The sequence below is a fragment of the Sphingorhabdus wooponensis genome (assembly GCF_003933235.1).
In the GTDB taxonomy this organism is placed as follows: domain Bacteria; phylum Pseudomonadota; class Alphaproteobacteria; order Sphingomonadales; family Sphingomonadaceae; genus Sphingorhabdus_B; species Sphingorhabdus_B wooponensis.
In genome coordinates, this window is record NZ_RWJI01000001.1 from 1481300 (window position 1) to 1501727 (window position 20428).

Genomic DNA, 20428 nt, shown 5'->3' on the forward strand with positions numbered 1-20428 from the left:
ATTTACGTCATTGCGGATCGCGCGTCAATGTGCCTGACGGTTTAGGGTCAGGACCACTTAAATCCACCTTCGCGGCGTCAAAATGGCAAAGATATCGAAGGAAAATGTCCGCCGCAGGCAGTCAATCTGCCTGCAAGGGCGTTTCCCTTTGAGATCGAAGCCATTTTGACGTCCGCAGGATTTGACCCATTTTGCCCAGGACGTCTTTGGCAAGCTTGGACTTAGAACCACTAAGCCCGGCGCTTGCCGCATAGCCATGAGCAAAATGGCCTCAAACCGCGAAGGTGGATTTAAGTGGTCCTGACCCTAACCCGTGTTGACTTTTCGCCATGCTGACCGTAACGGCCACTGCAACAGAAAAGGTCGCTGGGAAGATTCGGCGACTATTTTCATTTCAAGACGCAAAAAATTTAAGGATTATAGTCATGAAGCGCACTTTTCAGCCGAGCAATCTCGTGCGTGCCCGTCGCCACGGTTTTCGTCTTCGCATGTCAACCGCTGCTGGCCGCAACATCCTGAACGCACGTCGCGCACGCGGCCGCAAGAAGCTCTCGGCTTAATCACCGAGCAGGCGAACCGCGACATGCGCGGTTACAGCGTTATCACAAAAAGGTCAGATTTTCTGGCTGCCAACCGGGGGAAGCGATATGCAACTCCCGGTTTTGTTTTGCTTGTGAAAGACAGGCAGGATGAAAGCGCCGATATCCGGCTGGGCATTACCATCACTAAAAAAGTCGGCAACGCCGTCGTTCGCAACCGCATGCGCCGCCGCTTTCGCGCGCTCGCGCAGGAAATGCTCGCACACAATGGCAAGGCAGGCGCAGATCATATTCTGATTGGCCGCGATAGTGGGATTGAACGGGACTTTGCCGCATTGCGCGCAGACATGACCAAGGCGTTGGGAAAGTTATGCGGCTGATGACCAATAACCCAAATCCGCTCCTTCAACGTGCGACGGCGAGGATGACATGATTGCAAAGCTTTTCATCCTTGTCGCACGGGCCTGGCAGATCGGTCCATCGCGCATTTTACCGCCGACATGTAGATATAGCCCAAGCTGTTCGGCTTATGCGATTACGGCGCTACAAAAATATGGCGCAATTAAGGGTGGCTGGCTGGCCATCAAACGGCTATTGCGCTGCCAACCATGGGGTGGGCACGGATATGATCCCGTGCCATGAAGCTCCATTTACGGATTAACGGGGAATTTTAGACGTGGACGATAAACGCAACCTGATATTTGCAGTATTGCTGACGGGCCTCATCCTGTTCGGTTGGCCCTATGTTGCCAGCTATTTCTTCCCCACGCCGGCGCCCGTGACCAGCACAGCAGCATCCACCGCAAGCCCCGCAGGCGCGGCGACGTCTGATGTGTCTGTTGAAGCCGCACCCGCCAAGGTTCAGGCCGTTCCAATCGGCACTGCCCTGCAATCTTCGGCACGCGTGCTTGTCGAAACACCCAAGCTGAAAGGCTCAATCAATCTTGAGGGCGCGAAAATCGACGACCTTGTGTTGCTCACCCACCGTACGGAACTTGCCAAGGATTCGGCGCCAGTTCGCCTGTTTGCACCATCTGGCACCAAAAACGCTTATTTCGCACGCTTTGGCTGGGCCGGCACGGGCATCACTGCCCCAGATGACAAGACCGTATGGACACCCAGCGGCACTAAGCTGACGCCATCCACGCCTGTGACCTTGAGCTGGACCAATGCCCAAAGTCAGAAGTTTGAAATTGCACTGTCGATTGACGATAATTTCATGATTACGGCAAAGCAGCGCTTCATCAATAATAATACGGCGCCTGTCGAAATCGCCAATTTCGCGTTGCTTAGCCGCACCGGCAAGCCCGCAGACGCGACATCGGGTGGCTCTATATTCACGCATATTCACATCGGTCCGATGGGCGTTTTTGATGACCAGCCCAATTATGATTGGGGCTATGTCGATGTGGAAGAAAATAAGGGTGAAGCATCATTCACCAGCACAGGCGGCTGGTTGGGCTTTACCGATAAATATTGGCTAGGCGCGCTGATTCCAGATCAGAAAACGCCAGTCTCGGCAAAATTCCGCGCGAGCGGCGATGTCTATCAAGCACAAGTCATCCCAACGCGTTATAACAGCGTTGCCGCTGGCGCTGCATATGACAGCAGCTCACGTTTGTTTGCGGGCGCCAAAGAAATGGCCGTCCTCAACGCCTATTCCCAAGATTTGGGTATTCCATATCTGGACTATGCCATTGACTGGGGTTGGTTCTGGTTCATCGCCATTCCCTTCTTCTGGATCCTCCATTGGCTATTTGGCGTATTCGGTAACTTTGGCGTTGCCATCATTGGTCTAACCATCATTGTCCGCTTGGTCATGTATCCCGTCGCGCAAAAGCAATTTGCGTCTATGGCGCAGATGCGTGCGGTGCAGCCGAAGCTCAAGGCACTGCAAGAACGCTGGAAAGACGATAAGCCGCGTCTGCAGCAAGAAATGATGCAGCTATATAAAGAAGAAAAAGTGAACCCGCTCGCGGGCTGCCTTCCCATATTGCTGCAAATTCCGATTTTCTTCGCGCTGTATAAAATTCTGCTGCTGTCGATTGAAATGCGTCACCAGCCCTTCGTCTTATGGTTGAAGGATTTGTCCGCACCCGACCCGTTGACGCCCATCAACCTGTTTGGATTGCTGCCATTCGATCCGCCATCTTTCATCGCCATTGGCATATTGCCAATCTTGTTGGGCGTGACGATGTGGTTGATGCAGCGCCTGAACCCGCAACCTATGGACGAAGTGCAAAAGCAGGTCTTTGCAGTCATGCCATGGTTCCTGATGTTCATCATGGCCCCCTTTGCCGCTGGTCTTCAGCTCTATTGGGTGATGTCCAACCTCGTGTCGATTGCCCAGCAAAAGTGGCTTTATTCACGCCATCCCATTTTGCGCGAGCAAATGGCCCGTGAAGCCCAAGAAAAGGCGCAGGCGAAAGCGAATGCCAAGGCGTGACCGAAACGACGACTAAAATCTTTTCAGGGCCCATAAGCTTCCTGAAATCCGCGCCAAAGCTTGAATTTCTGCCCGAACCAACGGTGCCGGAAATCGCGTTTGCGGGTCGGTCAAATGTCGGCAAGTCGAGCCTGATCAATGCGCTCGTCAACCGCAACAATCTGGCGCGCGCGTCGAATACGCCGGGTCGCACACAAGAATTGAACTTCTTTGATGTGGGCGATCCTGCGGTATTTCGTATCGTTGATATGCCCGGCTATGGCTATGCCAAAGCACCGATCAAAACCGTGCAGCAATGGCGCTATCTGATTAATGATTATCTGCGGGGGCGCGTGGTGTTGAAGCGCGTGTTCGTCCTGATCGATAGCCGCCATGGCATTAAAGAGGTTGATCATGACATCATGTCGATGCTCGATAGCGCCGCAATCAGCTATCGCATCGTGCTTACCAAGACCGACAAGATTAAGGCCAGCGACTTGGCCGCGGTTGAAACCGACACTATGGCAAAGCTGCGCAAGCATGTGGCGGCTTATCCGGACTTGTCGGTGACCTCCGCCGAAAAACGCGGCGGGATTGAAGACCTGCGCGCGGCGGTATTGGAAGCTGTGGCCTCGTAAATACTCCAGTGGCTTTGCGCCTCTGCCTCTCGACAGAAAAGCAAATAACGGCCATGTAAGGTCGCATGACCTTGAAACTCATCATTGGAAACAAAGCCTATTCAAGCTGGTCGCTGCGCGGCTGGCTCGCGGCGAAACAATCTGGCCTGCATTTTGAAGAGGTCATCGTCCCTTTATATGGAACGGACTGGGATCGACGCAAACATGAGGCTGACATTGCGCCATCGTCGGGTAAGGTCCCGATCTTGTGGGACGGAGAGGCCGTCGTCTGGGACAGCATGGCGATCATCGATTATCTTGCCGACAAGGTCGGGCGTGACCGTTTTTGGCCCAAGGACCCGGTGGCGCGCGGCATGGCACGTTCCATGGCGGCGGAAATGCATTCAGGCTATTTATCCTTGCGCCGCGAATGCCCGATGAACACACGCAGAACCGATAAAGACCTAACATTTTCCGAAGAAACCCAGGCCGACGCAATTCGCATATTGCAAAACTGGGCAGAGGCACGATCGCGCTTTGGCAAGGAAGGGCCATATCTGTTCGGCACGTTCAGCGCAGCAGATATTATGCTCGCCCCCGTGGTGTCGCGCTTTGTGACCTATGGTTTCACCCTGCCGGGCTTTGCCCAAGCCTATGCCGACGCCATAATGATGCATCCATGGATGGAACAATGGTACGCCGCCGCTGCCGAAGAGCCGTGGACGATAGAACGCTTCGAGAGCGCTTTTACTTGATACGCTTCGTCGGGTAAGGCGTGCCGTCTTTGTGGAAATAGCCTTCGTCTCCGAACGTCATATCGATATCGGCATAAACGCCGCCCGCCCCGCGATCACCAGCGCCGATAGCAACAAAAACACAGTCTTGGCCGCTTCGGTTAATGAGATGATGTCCGTTAGGCACCCCAGCCGCCCACGCGGCGACGTCGCCTGCACGCAACATTGTCTCGCCGCCGTCTTCGACCAGCACAGCCTCACCGGACAAAATGATGACCAGCTCATCCTCTTTATGATGCCAATGCCGGTGCGAAGACCATCCACCCGGCTTCAGCACCACATGGCTCGCGCCTATCTGAGTTAGGCCCGCTGCGGGCGCGAGCCTGCGCCACCAACGACCTTCGACTTCAGCGTTATAAGGCTCGGGATAACCCGTATCGTTGCATTGCGCGATTGCCTCTATGTCTAACTTCGGCATCGCGAACGCCTACCCGCATTGTGCGCGGTGCAACAGCTTCTGATCCGCCAGAACCAGCGCCATCATCGCCGCGACCACGGGTGTGCCCCGGATACCTACGCAAGGGTCGTGGCGGCCTTTGGTGACGATGTCCGTTGCGTCGCCATCACGGGTGACGGTTTCAACGGGCGTGAGGATGGACGATGTCGGTTTGAACGCGACGCGCACCAAAATAGGCTGCCCTGTCGAAATACCGCCCGCAATGCCACCTGCATTATTCGCAAGAAATTCGGGATGGTTGGACCCTGCACTGGCGGGCCGCATCCGGTCGGCATTTTCCTCACCACGCAAACGCGCTGCGCCAAAGCCTGCGCCAATTTCAACGCCCTTTACCGCGTTGATGCTCATCATCGCTGACGCCAGCTCACTGTCCAGCTTGGCATAAAGCGGCGCGCCCCAGCCGGGGGGAACGCCTGTGGCAACGCATTCGATCACCGCGCCGAGCGAGGAACCAGCCTTGCGTGCTTCGTCGACCAATTTTTCCCAACGCCCCGCAGCCGCTTCATCGGGGCAGAAAAACGGGTTTTTATCAATTTGTGATGCTTCAAAATTATCGCGATTAATCGCATCGCCACCGATTTCGGCAACATAAGCGATAATTTCGACATCGGGAATGACAGCGCGTGCGACTGCGCCAGCCGCGACGCGTGCGGCGGTTTCACGGGCGCTGGATCGGCCGCCGCCGCGATAATCGCGAAAGCCATATTTGGCATCATAGCTGTAATCAGCGTGGCCAGGACGATAGGCCTTGGCGACCTCTGAATAGTCCTTAGATCGTTGATCCACATTTTCAATCATCAGCGAAATCGGCGTTCCGGTGGTGCGGCCTTCAAACACGCCGGACAATATCCGCACGGCATCGGGTTCCTGCCGCTGGGTGGTGAAACGCGACGTGCCGGGACGGCGCTGGTCCAGAAATGGCTGGATATCGGCTTCGGACAACGCGAGGCCGGGAGGGCAGCCATCGACCAACGCACCCAGCGCTGGGCCATGCGATTCGCCCCATGTCGAAAAACGGAACACGCGGCCAAAGGTATTAAAGCTCATTTGCTGTTTCCGTTTTCTTCAATTGTCCCGAACGCTCGCCCTGCGAACATCAGAGCGTGCTGATATCAGGAGCATCCTCCTGCTTCATGCCGACAGTATGATATCCTGCATCAACATGGTGGGTTTCGCCGGTCACCCCTGCTGCGAGATCGGACAGGAAATAGAGCGCCGAAGAACCCACATCATCAATCGTCACATTACGACGCAGCGGGGTGTTCAGCTCATTCCATTTCAAAATGTAACGGAAATCGCCAATGCCCGATGCCGCCAGCGTCTTGATAGGGCCAGCCGAAATCGCGTTGACGCGAATGCCCTGCGGCCCCACGTCATTGGCGAGATATTTGACTGATGTTTCCAGCGCTGCCTTTGCCACGCCCATGACGTTATAATGCGGCATAACCTTTTCCGCGCCATAATAGCTCAATGTCAGCATGGACCCGCCGCCTTCGCCCGTTTCAGGGTCGAGCGGCTTCATCATCGCAGCAGCGCGCTTGGCGACAGCGGTAAAGCTGTAGACGCTGACATTCATGGTCAACAAAAAGTCTTCCAAACCAACGTCATAATATTTGCCGCGCAACGCCTCTTTATTGGTGAAGCCAATCGCGTGCACAACGAAGTCGATGGTTGGCCATTTATCCGCCAGCGTTTCAAACGCGCGGTCGAGATTGGCCATGTCGGCCACGTCACAGTCGATCAGGAAATCACAACCCAGTTGCGCCGCCAATGGCCGCACCCGCTTTTCCATGACTTCGCCCTGATAGCTGAAGGCCAATTCGGCACCTTCGGCATGCAAGCGCTTTGCGATACCCCATGCGAGCGACTTATCATTGGCAAGCCCCATAATCAGCCCGCGTTTACCAGCCATCAATCCGGTCATATTATCCTCATTCGTCCGCTATATGTGCTTTGACTTGCCTTAGTCCATTTTCATGGGCGTTGGCCAGCGCCGCGTTCAACTGCGCCCCTGTTACCAAGCCAAGGCCGATTAGGTAAAAGAAAATCAGCGCCAACATCACGCCGGCCAGACTGCCATAAGCCAGATCATAATTGCTCACACTGGATAGGAACCTAGGCAGCAACGCGGTTAACCCAAGCCACCAAATGCTCACAAAGGCGGGGCCGGGCCATTTTGGAAAATCCGAAGAGCGATATTTGGACGGCGTGAGCCCTGCAAAAATAACGTAAATCGCAACAAACAGTGTCACAAAGGGAATGATGCGGCCCCACGCAAAATAGCTCGCCACCGTCTGCGCGGTGGGGATGTAGCGATACACCAGATCCTCCGCCGCGGTGACCATGACTTGCGCGGAAAAAGCGCCCATCGCCAGAACAACCGACGCGATAATCGCGCCCAAAGAGCCCAACCGATAATGCCAGAAGGCGCGGCTAGGCGTTGCACCATAAGCGCGATGCAAAACGTCACGGAAGGTTTCGATAAGACTTGCCGCCGTCCACAGGCTAACCCCAGCGCTCAGCCATAATAACGGACCCGACCGCGCGGTCATGGCGGACTGGATAGGTCCTTGAAGGGCGCTGGCCACGCTGGGCGGCACCGTTTTGAAAAATGCTTCGATTAACGCGAGGCCAGATTCGGTTTGGCCAAAAGCCCCCGCGATTGCCGCCGCGACGACACAAAAGGCGAATAAGGATAGCAAGGACAGATAGGCGAAATTGCCCGCATGAATGAACCCGTCGCTATACACGCCGACGCCAACGCGCTTAACCACTTCAACGACCTGACCTGGAAGGCCAAGCCGCGCAAACCATGTCGCTTCGCTTTCATTGGGGTGCGTTGTCGCCGGAAGATGCGCGCGCGCCTCCGGTGACAGAGGCGAAATTTCAGACACCTATATTCTCCCGGACGGAGCTGTCCGAGAGAATATCACTTATCCGCGCCAGCTCTGCTGGGTCTGTCGGCAAATGGATCATCAACGTCACAAGCTGATCACCCCGAACACCTGTCTTGGCGGTAAAACCGCGTCCTTTGATGCGCAGAACAGCACCCGAATTGGTGCGCGGCGGAACGGTGAGCATGACAGCGCCATCAACCGTCGGCACCTTGACCTTGCCGCCTGACACTGCCTCTTTCAATGAAATGGGTAAATCGATGCGAATATTGTCGCCATCCCGCACCAAATCCGGATGCCTGCCAATTTTTAGCGTTACCATCGCGTCGCCATGACCACCGGGGCCGGGTTGCCCCTTGCCGGGAATACGGATTTGCTGTCCCGCAACTATGCCAGCAGGCAGTTTGAATTCCACCGTCTTGCCATCGCCCAGCATGATGCGTTGCGGCGCAAGCGTGGCGGCGTCCGTAAACGACACCAGATGCGTATAAGCAATATTCGCGCCTTTGGGCGGCGGTGCGTGCTGCGAACGTGGGCCAGGGCCGCCACCGGGGCGTCCAACACCACCGCCGCCAAACAGGCCATCAAATATATCGCCCAGGTCAATGCCACCATTGCCGAAATCAAAATTACCGCCCGCCGGGCCACCTTGGCTATAGCCGCCGCCGCCGCCAAAAGGATTGCCGGCAAAGCGCGGCTGTCCATTTTCGTCAATCTCGCCGCGATCATATTGACCGCGTTTTTTGGGGTCCGACAATAGATCATAGGCCTGCGTCACTTCGCTAAACCTATCCGACGCCTTCGGATTGTCCTTGTTCTTGTCGGGGTGCAATTCCTTCGCCAGCTTTCGATAAGCAAGCTTGATCGCTTTGTCGTCCGCGCCCTTGGACACACCTAATATGGAATAAGGATCTGCCATTCTTGTCCCTGTTACTCTGCTACCCGTCTTAGATTGGTATTACAGCGCCCCGAGTCAACTTGGGAGCACGGCATTTTCGGGTTTTTCACCCGCTAATTGACGTAGCAGAAGATAGAGCAGTAAGCCAATTGGCCCAGCCATCAGGGTAAAAAACAATATCGGGATTTGAAACCAGCGGGATATTTTATGCGCATCCGCGTTACGCGCAATCCAGATACCGACAAACAGGTCAAAAGCCAAATAATGTATCCAGCCAATCGTTGCACCGCCGGGCGAGTCAAACAGCGCCATCACGCCTGCCAAAGTCGTAAAATCCGCAGGCGGTCGTCCGGTTGGTCCACCATCTGAAATGACCCCTGCCATCAACGGGATGATGAGGCCCGCATAGAGACATGCGAGCAAGACCACCCCTGCGAAAAAGACCAATGGAACAACGCGCGCGCGTTTCGGCGCAAACGCCAAAATCACCCAACCAAGCAAAGCCCACACATTGGCTAACCCAAATATCATGTCCCAGTTCATTTTATCGTCTAGCCCCTTTTAACCCGCATCAGTCTAGCCTATCGGTGGATTATGGAAAGACCTGATCCCTTTAGCCTGTTCGACACATGGTTTGCCGAAGCGCGGGCGAGCGAAATAAATGACTCCAATGCCGTGGCATTGGCGACGACGGGCGCTGATGGGCAACCTTCGGTGCGGATGGTGCTGTTGAAAGGCCATGGCCGCGACCTTGGCACACATGGCGGATTTATATTCTACACCAATTTTGAAAGCCGCAAGGCAACGCAATTGTTCGACAATAAAAATGTCGCTTTGCTGTTTCATTGGAAATCGCTGCGCCGACAAATCCGGATTGAGGGCGCCGCCAGTCCGGTCGATGATGCGACTGCGGATGGCTATTTCGCGACGCGCTCGCGCAATTCGCAACTTGGCGCTTGGGCGTCCGACCAGTCACGCCCGCTTGCCGACCGCGCGACTTTTGAAGCTCGTTTCGCCGAAATAGAGGCACGTTTTGAAGGTCAGGATGTCCCACGCCCGCCGCATTGGTCAGGATGGATGGTCAGCCCCAAGCGGATCGAATTTTGGCAAGACCGTGAATTCCGCCTGCACGAACGCTGGCTGTATGAACGCGACGGCGAAGGTTGGACAACCGGCATGCTATACCCATGACTTTACAAGGATGAGCCTCGCGCACAACCACCATCATCATGCACATGGTGACCTGACCAACCGCGCCGCGATTGCCAGCGTGACGATGGCCTTGTTCCTGCTCGCACTGAAGATTTTTGCTGCCGCCGAAACGGGCTCCGTTGCCTTATTGGCCTCCTTGGCGGACACGGGCTTTGACGTTCTGGCATCGGTGCTGACATTATTCAGCGTCCGTTATGCCGCGATGCCCGCCGATGATGACCACCGGTTCGGCCATGGCAAGGCAGAGGCGCTGTCTGCATTGTTTCAAGTCGTGTTGATTACTGTATCGGCCATATTGATCGCATGGCGCGCTATCGTGCGCTTGGGCGCACAGGAACAGACCGCGCATCCCGAATATGGCATTGGCGTTTCGGTCATTGCCATATGCGCCACCGTGGGCTTGCTGGCCTATCAACGGTACGTCGTCCGCAAAACCGGTTCGGTAGCTATTCAGGCGGACCATGTGCATTATCAAAGCGACTTACTGCTCAACATGGCCGTAATCGTCGCAATCATACTCGATACTATGTTGAATGTACGGGGAGCTGATCCCTTATTCGGGATTGCGATTGCCTTATGGTTATCATGGGGCGCCTATCGCGCAGCGCGGATAGCTTTGGACCAATTGCTGGACCGCGAATGGCCGGAGGAAAAAAGGCAGCGTTTCATTGAAGTCGCGCTGCGTCATCCGGAATTGCGCGGCATCCATGACATGCGCACCCGTTCCAGCGGCGCGCATGATTTTTGCCAATTCCATGTTTGGGTTGACCCGAATATGACTGTCGCGGCAGCCCATGATATCATGGATGAGGTGGAACAAGCGTTGATGGATGCATTTCCCGGCGTCGAAGTCCTGATTCACCCTGACCCCGAAGGCCATAAGGATGAGACGGGCTATATCCCGTCCGATACGATTGAGCATAACGAGAGAGCCAATGACTGAGCTGCCTTATTACCATGTAGACGCCTTTGCAGATCGCCCCTTCACCGGCAATCAAGCCGCGGTAATGCCGCTGACGAAATGGTTGGATGACGCCGTGCTGCAGGCGATTGCGGAAGAAAATAATTTCGCCGAAACCGCCTTTTATGTGCCCGATGCAACAGGCGCGGCGGATTATGAACTGCGCTGGTTTACGCCTGCTGTAGAAATTCGCTTGTGTGGCCATGCGACATTGGCGAGCGGGCATATCATATTGAGCCAAAATCCCACGATGGATCGCGTCACATTGCGCACCCGTAAGGCTGGCATATTAGAAGTCCGCCGCGAAGGTGATGCCTATGCCGTGGCCCTCCCCGCCATTCCGACTGAGGAAGTCGACAATCCGAAGATGATGGCCGCCATGGGTGGCACGCCTTTGGCGATGCGTAGCAACCCCGACAGCTATAATATGTTTGTCTATGCAACAGCCGCAGAAATTCTTGCGCTCAAGCCCGATATGAAGGCTTTGGCGGCGTTAGGCGATGACAGCTTTACGGCCACTGCACGCGGCGACAAAACCGATATCGTCAGCCGCGTATTCGTGCCCGGTGCTGGCGTAGATGAAGACAGCGTCACCGGCAGCGCCCATGCCGTCATCGCGCCTTATTGGGCCAACATGCTGGGTCGCAACAGCTTCACCGCCTATCAAGCATCGGCGCGCGGCGGATATTTGGGCTGCCAATTAGACGGCGACAGAGTTTGGTTGTCAGGCCATTGTTTTACGGTAGTAAAGGGAATGTTCAGCTTGCGCTGATCATCAACGACGTTTCAAAGTTTAAAGGATCATTCATGCTGAAGTCATTCGCCGTCTTGTCGGCACTCCTGCTCGCACCCGCCGTCATGGCGCAAGACGCACCACCGCCCCCGCCAAGTGGCGGCGTGCCACAGCCAGAGCAGATATTTGCGTTTCTTGATGCCAATAAGGACGGCTTCATTGCCAAGGATGAGGCGCAAGGCCCATTGGTTCAATATTTCGCGAATATTGATACGGACAAGGATGACAAAATTTCCATGGCCGAATTGAAAACCGCGATGGACGCGATGCGTCCGCCAGAGTGAACACAAGGCGGTAGTAACTAATCACTGCCGATTACTAAACAAAAACGCGCGGGAAGCCAAATGGCCGCCCGCGCGTTTTTAATTGCGTTTTTGCTTATTACGCTACTGTCGCCTTGCGGATAACACCGGGGTTCGCAGGCGGCTCACCCTTTGGCAAAGCGTCAACATGCTCCATGCCGCTAATCACTTGGCCCCAGACTGTGTACTGGCGATCCAAAAATGTGGCATCGTCAAAGCAGATGAAAAACTGGCTATTGGCAGTGTTCGGATCATTGGTGCGCGCCATCGAGCAAACGCCGCGCACATGGGGCTCCGCGTTAAATTCTTGCTTCAAATTTGGCTTGGACGAACCGCCCATGCCAGTGCCATTGGGGCAACCGCCCTGCGCCATAAAGCCTGGAATGACGCGGTGAAACTTCACGCCGTCGTAAAAGCCTTCGCTCGCCAGCTCCGTAATGCGGGCGACATGATTTGGCGCCAGATCGGGACGTAGCTTGATAACAACGTCGCCGCTGTCGAGCGAAAGGGTAAGTGTTTCATCGGCCATATTGCTATTCCTTCAGGCTTTAAAAATGGATGACGGCTGCCCTAGGGGATGCATCGCACGGGTGCAAAGCCAAAATCATTGCATTTTGACGCCGCCTGCTTAGGAGGGGCGAATTCTTAGTATAACGTCTTAGATTGAAAAACGGGAGGCCCGCAGTTGACCAGCGACATCGCCAACCCGAATAGTATTGATCTCGAAATCGTGGAAACGCTGGACGAAGACAATCGGCTGACGCGCGACTATGTCGACCGCGTTCTCGATGCTGTCGACGAAGGCGATTTGGACGAAGTCTACCGGCTTGTTGAACCGCTGCACGAAGCCGACATTGCTGACCTTCTCGAATTGACGCCATCCGAACGGCGCGGCTTACTCGCAATCAGCCTGGGCGATCTTATGAGCGCCGAGGTGCTGGCCGAGGTCAATGATTATGTCCGCGAAGACATTATCGATGCCCTCCCCGCATCTCAAGTTGCGGGGCTTGCCGGACAGCTCGACACCGATGACGCGGTCGCGATTATCGAGGATATGGAGGAAGAAGACCAGCAAGCCATTTTGGCCGAGCTGGACCCCGAAGACCGCGCCGTCATTGAAGATGCTTTGTCGTACCCCGACGAATCCGCTGGACGTATCATGCAGCGCGAATTGGTCGCGGTGCCGGAACATATGACCGTCGGGCAGCTCATCGATTATCTGCGCGATCACCAAGAGCTGACCACAGAATTCTGGGAAGTTTTTGTCGTCGATCCGCAGCATAAGCCCGTTGGCACATGCAAATTGAGCTGGATTATGCGCAGCCAGCGCAAGGTTCCCGTCAGCGAAATTATGAAGCATGAACAGACGCTCATCCCGGTCGATATGGATCAGGAAGAGGTTGCCTTACGCTTCCAGAAATATGCGCTGATCTCCGCCGCCGTTGTGGATGGAGCAGGACGGTTGGTAGGCGTCATCACTGCCGATGACATCGTCCATATTATTCAGGAAGAAGCCGACGAGGATATCTTACGGCTGTCGGGCGCCGGCGAAGGTGACATTAACGAGCCGATTTCGGACAGCTATAAAGCGCGCGTGCGTTGGCTGATTGCCAATTTGGGCACGGCTATGGTCGCAAGCTTCATCATTGCCCAATTTGGCGCGGCGATTGAAACGATGGTCGCACTCGCGGTTCTCATGCCCATCGTCGCGTCCATAGGTGGCAATGCAGGGACGCAGACATTGGCCGTGACGGTGCGCGCGCTGGCGACCAATCAGTTGACCCAATCCAACACCATGCGTTCAATTTGGCGTGAAATACGGGTCGCTTTGCTCATCGGCGCAACAATCGCGGTGATTGCGGGTCTCGGCGCTGGCTTGATTTTCGAAAATTGGCGGCTCGCGAGCGTCATTGCGGTGGCGATATTGTGCAACATTTCGCTCGCGGGATTGTCCGGCGTTGCCATTCCGGTGCTGCTGGACCGCTTGGATCAAGACCCCGCAGTTTCAAGCTCCATCTTCGTGACCATGATTACCGATTCGATGGGTTTTCTCATCTTTCTGGGCCTCGCGGTCTTTAGTGGCCTTGCTGGTTAGCCGCACGGTTCCCAAATAAATCCCATGCCATTGAACATGACCAAAATCGCCTTTGGCGCGGAAAGCCCGCAGCATTTGCGCGAGCGGCTTGCGGCTTATGCCCAAGACGGCGAAGTCCGCTTAACCACGCGGTATTTGCCCAAGCGCGTTGCAGAAATGGCGGGTGGTTCGCTCTATTGGATTCACACGCATACAATCATCGGCAGAAGCCCGATCATCGGCTTCATGGAAAATGGCGCAGGTCGGCATTGGATCCGTATTCGACCCCAGCTCATCGCCGTCCGCTCCACCCCCAAGCGCGCGCATCAGGGCTGGCGCTATCTCGAAGAAGCCAACGCCCCGCCCGATCTCGACTCGGTCGAAACCGACGGCCGCGACGAAATGTCGCCGAAGATGCTCAATGAGCTGATGAAAATGGGTTTGGTTTAAGCAGCCGCGCGCTTCGTCAGCACCTTGTTAATCACATCGGCAAAGGTCTCAGCGCTTTGGGCGCCGGGGACCATATATTTTTGATCGAAGATGATTGCCGGAACGCCGGTGATATTTTGGTCAGTCCAATGCGCCATTTCCGCCCGCACACTGGCAGTAAGCGCGGCATCGTTAATCCATGCCAAGGCCACGGCGCGGTCCATGCCTTGCGCAGCGGAAATGTCGCACAAGACGTCAACATCGCTCACATCACGGCGGTCCTGAAAATAGGCCGTGAAAAGCGCCATTTTTAGCGCCGTCTGCGCACGCCATCCGCGTTCGCTGCCGAATATCGTCAGCAATTTATGCGCGTTGAACGTGTTATAAATGCGCATGCCTTCGCCATAATTAAACGCGAAGCCGACATTGTTGCCGATGTCCGACAGTCTGCTCCGGTTGGCGCGGCTTTGTTCGGGCGTGCTGCCATATTTGCGCGCGATATGCTCGGCGGTATCTTCGCCTTCGGGCGGCATGTTCGGGTTCAGTTCGAACGGATGCCAGTAAGTTTCGGCGGCAATATCTTGCCCCACAAGAGTAAGCGCTTTCTCCACTTGTTTCAGGCCAATGATGCACCATGGGCACACCACGTCCGACACAATGTCGATGCGCAACGGCACTGCGTCGGCCGTCATTGCGACACCCAATGGCGCAATAAGCTATGCGCGATAGCAAAGGGCGGCGGCGCGTTGAAACGACGGTCGGCGTCGCCCTTTAGAGCAGCGATGGCCTCATCCTTCGTCACCCACATCGCATCTTCAATCTCGTCCGTGTCGAGCGTGAGTGCGTCGTCCAACGCATCTGCGGTGCAGGCAATCATCAATTGTGATCCGCCAAAGGGCCAAGGCTGGCTGGTGACATAACGCACCGCGCCGCAGGTCACGCCTGCTTCTTCATGAATTTCGCGGCGGACGGCCTCTTCAATGCATTCGCCGGGTTCCAAAAAGCCCGCCAGCGCCGAATAATTGCCCGGCGGAAAACGCGATTGCCGTCCAACCAAAGCCTTGCCTTCAAATTCAGCAAGCATGATGACCACAGGGTCGGTGCGCGGAAAATGTTCTTTTTCGCAATTGCCACATTTGCGGCCCCAGCCTGCACGGAACAACACCGTCGCCGCGCCGCAGCGTCCGCAGAAACGATGGCCATTATGCCATTCAATCAGGCTGCGTGCCGTGCCATAGATTGCGGCATCTTCGGCGGGTAGCATCGACAAGGCCCGCCAGATAGCAGGCGAACGAAACGCATCGCCAGCGGCGTCGACCAACGCCACAAAATGCGGCTTTCCATCGGACAGGCCAAGCAGGATAAGCTCTTCTGAACCTTCAAGCTCCGCCAAAGAATGCCAGTGCAGGCCGCCTGCATCGCTGACCCGCGGGTCAAGCCCGTCCAGCCCCAAAACCCGCGCCCGCCAATCCCCCAGCAACAGGCCATAAGCCTCTACATCATTGCGCACGCGGTCCGCGCGGTCGAGCGGTGAGCCGGTAAATCCAGGAGCCATCATCGGATCATCCACCCGATCAAGCGGGCAAGCCTAAGTCCTTCAGGACCCATTTGGCGAAATCTGCGTGGAACGGATAGACGTTGCTGGGCATATATTGCGCCATGCAAACGGCGCGTAATTTGCTTCTTGGATCGACAAACGCCACCGTGCCAGCCGCACCGCCCCAGCCGAACACGCCTGCATTCACGCCCTTCCCGACACGGCCACCCGCGCCAAAGCCCGCGCCGTCGGCATAAGTGCCATCGGTTGAGACCGCCGATGGCAGTAAATCGGACATGGCAAGTTTCGCGGTTGCCGTCGACATGATGCGGACGCCGTCCAATTCGCCATAATTGGCCAACATGTTGAGGAAACGGTCATAATCGCGCGCAGACGTCACCATGCCAGCGCCGCCAAAGGCAAAAGCTGGTTTGTCGAGGTAAATGCTCGTCGCTGCAGGGTCGATGGGGAACAACACGCCATTCACAGGGGCGTAATTGGATACAAAGCGTTTGGTTTCCGACTTGGGCACTTGGAAATAGCTGCTGGTCATTTTTAGCGGTTCAAAAATGCGGGTTTTGAGAAAAGCCTCAAAATCCATGCCGCTCGCAACTTCAATCACGCGGCCCAGCAAATCGAGCGAGATGGAATAGCTCCATTTCGTGCCCGGTTCGGCAATCAAAGGAAGCTTTGCAAGCCGTTCGGAAAATGTCTTAAGATCTGGCGTTGGCGCACTTGCGGCTTGGCCCGGAATGGGAAAACGGCTGACGATGCCCGGCGTAATGCCATTGTCCAGATAGGCCTGAAGCAATGGCCCTTTGGTAACGATGGAATATCCAAGGCCAGCGGTATGGGTCAGCAAATGGCGAACGGTAATCTGGGTCTTAGCAGGCACCGCATCGAGGCTTTTGTCCGGGTCAGTCAGCACGGTCATATTGGCAAATTCTGGCAAGAAATCGGCAATCGGCTGATCGAGCTTCATCTTGCCTTCGCCGACAAGGATCATGGCGGCGATGCCGGTGACAGGCTTGGTCATCGAATAGATGCGCCACAATGTGTCGATATTCACAGGCGTTGTTTCGCCCAGTCCTTGCGTGCCCATAGCGATGACATCGGGCATTCCGGCCGCGCGGCCAATGGTGGCAAGAACACCGGGCAGCTTGCCCGAAGAGACATAGCTTTGAAACTGCGTCCGGATGGTCGGATATAAATCGGCCGCCTGAGCCCATGCGCGTGCCGGTGCCAATGCACCCATGGCACCCAAAGCTGCCAATTGACCGCCCCATGCCAAAAACCCGCGCCGACCAATCATCGCCTGTTCGCTATCCTGCATATTCATACTCTCTCTCCTGCGCGCATTACCGCCTCTGCTGCTTTTCTGAATAGGGTCGGCAGACCAGCCTTGTCGAGCGATTTTAGTGGCCACCATTCACCTATATTTAGGTCATCTGCCCCCGCTGGCCATGCCGTAACGGCAATGTCGAGCAGAAGCGAAAAATGGGTAAAAACATGCGACACTTGGCCGGGCAATTTTTGCCATTTGGAAGGGACAGGCGGCGTCTTATGACCATCCAATCGGGCGGTCCATTGGTCATCGGGCAAGGCGCGCATACCCGCCAACAGGCCTTTGTTGTCACGGCGCACCAGCCAGACATGACCATCCCGCTGTATCCAATAAACAGTGCCTGTGCGCTGCGGCTTGGCCATCTTGGGCGTTTTGGCGGGATAGATTTCGGGATTGCCAAGCCTTTTGGCATCGCAGGCAAAGGCCAGCGGGCATAATTGGCAAGAGGGCGCACGCACCGAACATATCCCTGCCCCTAAATCCATCATTGCCTGCGCAAAGTCGCCAGCGCGCCCCTTGGGCGTAATGCTGTCCATCGCATCCCGAATAAGCGGCTTTGACTGCGGCAAGGGTGGCGCAATCGCAAACAAACGCGACACGACCCGTTCGACATTGGCATCGACGACGACAGCCCTTTGCCCAAACGCAATCGCGGCTATGGCGGCGGCGGTATAAGGGCCAATACCTGGCAGCTTCAACAATTCCGCCTCGGTCTCCGGTAAACGACCTGCATGCTCCACCACAACCACCCGCGCGCATTTCAACAAATTGCGTGCGCGGGCATAATAACCAAGGCCGGCCCATGCTGCCATGACATCAGCGTCATCCGCCGCCGCCAGCGCCGCAAAGTCCGGCCAGATTTGGGTAAATGTGTGGAAATAGGTTCCCACCGCCGCAACGGTCGTCTGCTGCAGCATAATTTCTGACAGCCAGACATGATAGGGATTGGCAAAGCCTTGCCCCGGCGGCGTGCGCCAAGGCAGCGTCCGCGCATGCGCGTCATAATGCGCGAGCAAGGCCGGCGCGATATCCCCAGAATTATGGATGCTATGTTGGACGACTGGCATGAAAAATGGCATGGAACAGGGGATGGATAAAGGCAAGTCACCACCACCCCCAAAAGGTACCAAAAAGGCGCTGACGCCCAAAACATTTCAGCGTCCACGTGGTGGTGAGGCGAAGTCTGTATCGTCTTTAATGCCTGATATCGGCCGTGCAGCTTTCCGGAAATTTGGTTTCGTACAAAGCTCTGTTGTCAGCCGCTGGGACGAGATCGTTGGCGCGCGCTATGCCGCTGTGTCCGCGCCAGAGGCTATTCGCTTTCCAATTGGCAAGAAATCGGACGGCACGCTGGAACTGACCGTGGAGGGCGCACACGCCACGATGATCCAACATGTGCTTCCGGAAATCATTGAGCGCGTGAACCGCTTTTTTGGATATGGGGCGGTTGCGCGAGTCAAAGTCCGCCAAGGCCCGGTCGCGAAGCCAAAGCTGCGTCCGCCAACTGCCGCACCGATGTTAAAGCCCGTGCCAATGGAATTGGGCGAATCCTTGCGTGAAATTGGCGATCCGGAGCTTTTTGCCGTCCTTGAAAGCCTCGCAAAAAGCCTTGCCAAAGACGGCAAGTGATACCAGATGCGCAAGATAAATTTCGAAGGATAAGGTCCATCCCTATGTCGCATATGAAAAAATATCTGGGCGCAATTTTGGTGGGTGTTGCGGCGTTGTCGGCTGGCTTATCTGCGGCGCCTGCGCCAAACAAATGGCTATCAACGGTGACGGTCACGGACAAGGGCGCGCATATTCTGGGCAACCCTGCTGCGCCAAACAAAGTGGTCGAATATCTAAGCTACACTTGCGGACATTGCGCGGATTTTGAAATGAAGGAAGCACCTGCCTTCAAAACGCGGTTTGTCGCCACTGGCAAGGCCAGCCTCGAAATTCGCAACATGGTGCTCAATCCAATTGACTTAACCGCCGCTATGCTCGCGCGCTGCGGCGGCAAGGCAAAGTTTTTTGGTAATCAACGGCACTTGTTCGCAACCCAAGCCACTTGGGCAGGAAAGGCCAAAAATATTAGCGCGGCCACCCGCGATAAATTGAAGGCCGAAGATTATGCCGGTTTCATGATCGGCGCTTTTGACGAAATCGGCCTTGGCCCCATCATGCAACAACGCGGGATCACCCCCGCGCAGGCAAAAACCTGCTTGGCCAACAAAGCGGCATTCAATGCCGTTATTGGCATGACCGAAGGGGGATCTGCTTTGGGTGTACGCGGCACGCCGGCATTTTTGGTCAATGGCGTTTTGCAGGACCATATTCATAACGTTGCTGAATTACAGGCGGCAATGAAGTAAACTGAGATTCCAGACAGAAGGATATCACATGCGTATCAAGACATTCATTTTGACAACTGCTGCCGCATTCGCACTTGCGGCTTGTGGCGGCGCCGACACGGCTGGCGCACCAAAGGGTGAACCGTTGGCCAAGGTTGCCGCCCCTGCGGACAAGGCATGGGTCGATGTTGTCACCAAAACCGAATTTGGTGGCTATCAAATGGGCAACCCCGATGCGAAATTGAAGCTGGTCGAATATGGCGCCATTACCTGCCCAGGCTGCGCACAATTTTCGATGCAGTCGACCGAGGAATTGCACAAGCTCGTCAATGACGGCACTGTCTCAATGGAATTCCGGCCATTCCTTGTCCATGGTATTCAGGACGTTCCTGGCTTTCTTTTGGCGCAATGCAGCGGGCCTGAGGCGTTCTTCCCGCTGACTGACCAGCTCTATGCGGAGCAGGCTTCGTGGCTTGGTAAAATCAGCACGGTGACGGAGGCGGATCAACAAGCGATGCAGAAAATGTCCCCAGAACAGATCGCCACTTTGCTCGGCACCAAAATGGGCTTGATCGAATTTGTGAAATCACGCGGCATTAGCGAAGACCAAGCCAAAGCGTGCTTGTCGGACAAGGCCGCGATTGACGCACTGATCAAAACCACGGAGCGTGGAACGAAGGAAGATAATGTGTCAGGCACGCCTTTCTTCTTGCTCAACGGCGCGAAGCTGGACGCCAGCTCATGGGTGCAAGTGAAAAGCAAGCTGGTCGAGGCCGGCGCACGCTAAATATGACGCGCAGGGGGCCTGACATCGC

At 55.7% G+C, this 20428-nt stretch carries 26 protein-coding genes; 15 read left to right on the forward strand and 11 right to left on the reverse strand.

The window, feature by feature from the left end; all coding sequences use genetic code 11:
• Positions 1–425: 425 nt before the first annotated feature.
• The 6 genes from rpmH (at position 426) to D7D48_RS07290 (ending at position 4336) form a co-directional block, all read left to right on the forward strand.
• Entirely contained in the window at positions 426–560 is a 135-nt protein-coding gene (gene rpmH, locus D7D48_RS07265; RefSeq protein WP_125230634.1) for a 50S ribosomal protein L34, read from the forward strand.
• 23 nt (positions 561–583) lie between these two features.
• The gene (gene rnpA, locus D7D48_RS07270) at positions 584–919 is read left to right on the forward strand and encodes a ribonuclease P protein component (RefSeq protein WP_125230635.1); all 336 of its coding nucleotides are present in this window, start codon (positions 584–586) and stop codon (positions 917–919) included.
• Positions 920–968: 49 nt separating this feature from the next.
• Positions 969–1181, forward strand: coding sequence for a membrane protein insertion efficiency factor YidD (yidD, locus tag D7D48_RS07275; protein WP_125230636.1), 213 nt, complete (start codon positions 969–971; stop codon positions 1179–1181).
• Between the two features lie 34 nt (positions 1182–1215).
• Positions 1216–2985 carry a membrane protein insertase YidC gene (yidC, locus tag D7D48_RS07280; RefSeq protein ID WP_125230637.1) on the forward strand — a complete coding sequence of 590 codons (1770 nt, stop codon included), beginning with the start codon at positions 1216–1218 and terminating at the stop codon, positions 2983–2985.
• Positions 2982–3602, forward strand: coding sequence for a ribosome biogenesis GTP-binding protein YihA/YsxC (gene yihA, locus D7D48_RS07285; RefSeq protein ID WP_125230638.1), 621 nt, complete (start codon positions 2982–2984; stop codon positions 3600–3602). Before yidC ends, yihA begins: the two co-directional genes overlap by 4 nt.
• Positions 3603–3673: 71 nt before the next feature.
• Positions 3674–4336, forward strand: a complete 663-nt coding sequence (locus D7D48_RS07290; RefSeq protein WP_125230933.1) for a glutathione S-transferase family protein — start codon at positions 3674–3676, stop codon at positions 4334–4336.
• Here D7D48_RS07290 and D7D48_RS07295 read toward each other — a convergent pair.
• From D7D48_RS07295 to D7D48_RS07320, 6 genes are read right to left on the reverse strand one after another with little or no spacing between them, the layout of a single operon-like run.
• On the reverse strand, positions 4329–4793 hold the full coding sequence (locus D7D48_RS07295; RefSeq protein ID WP_125230639.1) for a cupin domain-containing protein: 465 nt from the start codon (positions 4791–4793) through the stop codon (positions 4329–4331). The genes D7D48_RS07290 and D7D48_RS07295 overlap by 8 nt on opposite strands.
• Positions 4794–4802: 9 nt before the next feature.
• Complete coding sequence (aroC, locus tag D7D48_RS07300) at positions 4803–5879, reverse strand: chorismate synthase (protein ID WP_125230640.1); 1077 nt, start codon at positions 5877–5879, stop codon at positions 4803–4805.
• A gap of 49 nt (positions 5880–5928) precedes the next feature.
• Positions 5929–6756, reverse strand: coding sequence for an enoyl-ACP reductase FabI (gene fabI, locus D7D48_RS07305; RefSeq protein WP_125230641.1), 828 nt, complete (start codon positions 6754–6756; stop codon positions 5929–5931).
• 7 nt (positions 6757–6763) lie between these two features.
• On the reverse strand, positions 6764–7726 hold the full coding sequence (locus D7D48_RS07310) for a YihY/virulence factor BrkB family protein (protein ID WP_245964369.1): 963 nt from the start codon (positions 7724–7726) through the stop codon (positions 6764–6766).
• On the reverse strand, positions 7719–8645 hold the full coding sequence (locus D7D48_RS07315; RefSeq protein ID WP_125230642.1) for a DnaJ C-terminal domain-containing protein: 927 nt from the start codon (positions 8643–8645) through the stop codon (positions 7719–7721). The genes D7D48_RS07310 and D7D48_RS07315 overlap by 8 nt, the downstream gene beginning before the upstream one ends.
• 54 nt (positions 8646–8699) lie before the next feature.
• Complete coding sequence (locus D7D48_RS07320; RefSeq protein ID WP_245964370.1) at positions 8700–9155, reverse strand: ABA4-like family protein; 456 nt, start codon at positions 9153–9155, stop codon at positions 8700–8702.
• A gap of 63 nt (positions 9156–9218) precedes the next feature.
• On the opposite strand from D7D48_RS07320, the gene pdxH reads away from it, so the two are divergent.
• From pdxH to D7D48_RS07340, 4 genes are read left to right on the forward strand one after another with little or no spacing between them, the layout of a single operon-like run.
• A complete protein-coding gene (pdxH, locus tag D7D48_RS07325; RefSeq protein ID WP_125230644.1) occupies positions 9219–9815 on the forward strand; it encodes a pyridoxamine 5'-phosphate oxidase in 597 nt (198 codons plus the stop codon).
• 10 nt (positions 9816–9825) lie between these two features.
• On the forward strand, positions 9826–10779 hold the full coding sequence (locus D7D48_RS07330; protein WP_125230645.1) for a cation diffusion facilitator family transporter: 954 nt from the start codon (positions 9826–9828) through the stop codon (positions 10777–10779).
• Positions 10772–11569: a PhzF family phenazine biosynthesis protein gene (locus D7D48_RS07335; RefSeq protein ID WP_125230646.1), complete on the forward strand. Its 798-nt coding sequence runs from the start codon at positions 10772–10774 to the stop codon at positions 11567–11569. Before D7D48_RS07330 ends, D7D48_RS07335 begins: the two co-directional genes overlap by 8 nt.
• A gap of 35 nt (positions 11570–11604) precedes the next feature.
• Positions 11605–11874, forward strand: a complete 270-nt coding sequence (locus D7D48_RS07340) for an EF-hand domain-containing protein (protein ID WP_125230647.1) — start codon at positions 11605–11607, stop codon at positions 11872–11874.
• Between the two features lie 97 nt (positions 11875–11971).
• On the opposite strand, the gene D7D48_RS07345 is transcribed toward D7D48_RS07340, so the two are convergent.
• Positions 11972–12421, reverse strand: coding sequence for a peptidylprolyl isomerase (locus D7D48_RS07345; protein WP_125230648.1), 450 nt, complete (start codon positions 12419–12421; stop codon positions 11972–11974).
• A gap of 156 nt (positions 12422–12577) precedes the next feature.
• Here D7D48_RS07345 and mgtE point away from each other — a divergent pair, with 156 nt between their 5' ends.
• Positions 12578–13987, forward strand: a complete 1410-nt coding sequence (gene mgtE / locus D7D48_RS07350; RefSeq protein ID WP_125230649.1) for a magnesium transporter — start codon at positions 12578–12580, stop codon at positions 13985–13987.
• A gap of 24 nt (positions 13988–14011) precedes the next feature.
• Positions 14012–14416, forward strand: coding sequence for a DUF1489 family protein (locus D7D48_RS07355; RefSeq protein ID WP_125230650.1), 405 nt, complete (start codon positions 14012–14014; stop codon positions 14414–14416).
• On the opposite strand, the gene D7D48_RS07360 is transcribed toward D7D48_RS07355, so the two are convergent.
• The 4 genes from D7D48_RS07360 to D7D48_RS07375 are packed head-to-tail and all read right to left on the reverse strand — an operon-like array spanning position 14413 to position 18344.
• Positions 14413–15087: a DsbA family oxidoreductase gene (locus D7D48_RS07360; protein WP_125230651.1), complete on the reverse strand. Its 675-nt coding sequence runs from the start codon at positions 15085–15087 to the stop codon at positions 14413–14415. The two genes, D7D48_RS07355 and D7D48_RS07360, sit on opposite strands and share 4 nt — an antisense overlap.
• Positions 15084–15953, reverse strand: coding sequence for an NAD(+) diphosphatase (nudC, locus tag D7D48_RS07365; protein WP_125230652.1), 870 nt, complete (start codon positions 15951–15953; stop codon positions 15084–15086). Before nudC ends, D7D48_RS07360 begins: the two co-directional genes overlap by 4 nt.
• A gap of 16 nt (positions 15954–15969) precedes the next feature.
• Complete coding sequence (locus D7D48_RS07370; protein ID WP_245964371.1) at positions 15970–17271, reverse strand: serine hydrolase domain-containing protein; 1302 nt, start codon at positions 17269–17271, stop codon at positions 15970–15972.
• The gene (locus D7D48_RS07375) at positions 17268–18344 is read right to left on the reverse strand and encodes an A/G-specific adenine glycosylase (RefSeq protein WP_125230653.1); all 1077 of its coding nucleotides are present in this window, start codon (positions 18342–18344) and stop codon (positions 17268–17270) included. The genes D7D48_RS07370 and D7D48_RS07375 overlap by 4 nt, the downstream gene beginning before the upstream one ends.
• Between D7D48_RS07375 and D7D48_RS07380 the strand changes: the two genes are divergently transcribed.
• The 3 genes from D7D48_RS07380 to D7D48_RS07390 are packed head-to-tail and all read left to right on the forward strand — an operon-like array spanning position 18343 to position 20400.
• Positions 18343–18906, forward strand: a complete 564-nt coding sequence (locus D7D48_RS07380) for a DUF721 domain-containing protein (RefSeq protein ID WP_245964372.1) — start codon at positions 18343–18345, stop codon at positions 18904–18906. The two genes, D7D48_RS07375 and D7D48_RS07380, sit on opposite strands and share 2 nt — an antisense overlap.
• Before the next feature lie 44 nt (positions 18907–18950).
• Positions 18951–19634 carry a thioredoxin domain-containing protein gene (locus D7D48_RS07385; protein WP_125230654.1) on the forward strand — a complete coding sequence of 228 codons (684 nt, stop codon included), beginning with the start codon at positions 18951–18953 and terminating at the stop codon, positions 19632–19634.
• Between the two features lie 28 nt (positions 19635–19662).
• Positions 19663–20400 (forward strand): DsbA family protein, encoded by a 738-nt coding sequence (locus D7D48_RS07390; protein WP_125230655.1) that lies wholly within the window; start codon positions 19663–19665, stop codon positions 20398–20400.
• Positions 20401–20428: the final 28 nt, after the last annotated feature.

Coding starts and splice junctions, on each gene's coding strand:
- D7D48_RS07295 (WP_125230639.1), bottom strand. CDS start 4,793: ATGCCGAAGTTAGACATAGAGGCAATCGCGCAATGCAACGATACGGGT.
- D7D48_RS07335 (WP_125230646.1), top strand. CDS start 10,772: ATGACTGAGCTGCCTTATTACCATGTAGACGCCTTTGCAGATCGCCCC.
- D7D48_RS07355 (WP_125230650.1), top strand. CDS start 14,012: ATGCCATTGAACATGACCAAAATCGCCTTTGGCGCGGAAAGCCCGCAG.
- D7D48_RS07380 (WP_245964372.1), top strand. CDS start 18,343: ATGAAAAATGGCATGGAACAGGGGATGGATAAAGGCAAGTCACCACCA.
- D7D48_RS07340 (WP_125230647.1), top strand. CDS start 11,605: ATGCTGAAGTCATTCGCCGTCTTGTCGGCACTCCTGCTCGCACCCGCC.
- D7D48_RS07345 (WP_125230648.1), bottom strand. CDS start 12,421: ATGGCCGATGAAACACTTACCCTTTCGCTCGACAGCGGCGACGTTGTT.
- D7D48_RS07330 (WP_125230645.1), top strand. CDS start 9,826: ATGAGCCTCGCGCACAACCACCATCATCATGCACATGGTGACCTGACC.
- D7D48_RS07370 (WP_245964371.1), bottom strand. CDS start 17,271: ATGAATATGCAGGATAGCGAACAGGCGATGATTGGTCGGCGCGGGTTT.
- nudC (WP_125230652.1), bottom strand. CDS start 15,953: ATGATGGCTCCTGGATTTACCGGCTCACCGCTCGACCGCGCGGACCGC.
- rpmH (WP_125230634.1), top strand. CDS start 426: ATGAAGCGCACTTTTCAGCCGAGCAATCTCGTGCGTGCCCGTCGCCAC.
- D7D48_RS07360 (WP_125230651.1), bottom strand. CDS start 15,087: ATGACGGCCGACGCAGTGCCGTTGCGCATCGACATTGTGTCGGACGTG.
- D7D48_RS07375 (WP_125230653.1), bottom strand. CDS start 18,344: ATGCCAGTCGTCCAACATAGCATCCATAATTCTGGGGATATCGCGCCG.
- yidD (WP_125230636.1), top strand. CDS start 969: ATGATTGCAAAGCTTTTCATCCTTGTCGCACGGGCCTGGCAGATCGGT.
- D7D48_RS07385 (WP_125230654.1), top strand. CDS start 18,951: ATGTCGCATATGAAAAAATATCTGGGCGCAATTTTGGTGGGTGTTGCG.
- D7D48_RS07315 (WP_125230642.1), bottom strand. CDS start 8,645: ATGGCAGATCCTTATTCCATATTAGGTGTGTCCAAGGGCGCGGACGAC.
- D7D48_RS07390 (WP_125230655.1), top strand. CDS start 19,663: ATGCGTATCAAGACATTCATTTTGACAACTGCTGCCGCATTCGCACTT.
- aroC (WP_125230640.1), bottom strand. CDS start 5,879: ATGAGCTTTAATACCTTTGGCCGCGTGTTCCGTTTTTCGACATGGGGC.
- pdxH (WP_125230644.1), top strand. CDS start 9,219: ATGGAAAGACCTGATCCCTTTAGCCTGTTCGACACATGGTTTGCCGAA.
- fabI (WP_125230641.1), bottom strand. CDS start 6,756: ATGACCGGATTGATGGCTGGTAAACGCGGGCTGATTATGGGGCTTGCC.
- rnpA (WP_125230635.1), top strand. CDS start 584: ATGCGCGGTTACAGCGTTATCACAAAAAGGTCAGATTTTCTGGCTGCC.
- D7D48_RS07320 (WP_245964370.1), bottom strand. CDS start 9,155: ATGATATTTGGGTTAGCCAATGTGTGGGCTTTGCTTGGTTGGGTGATT.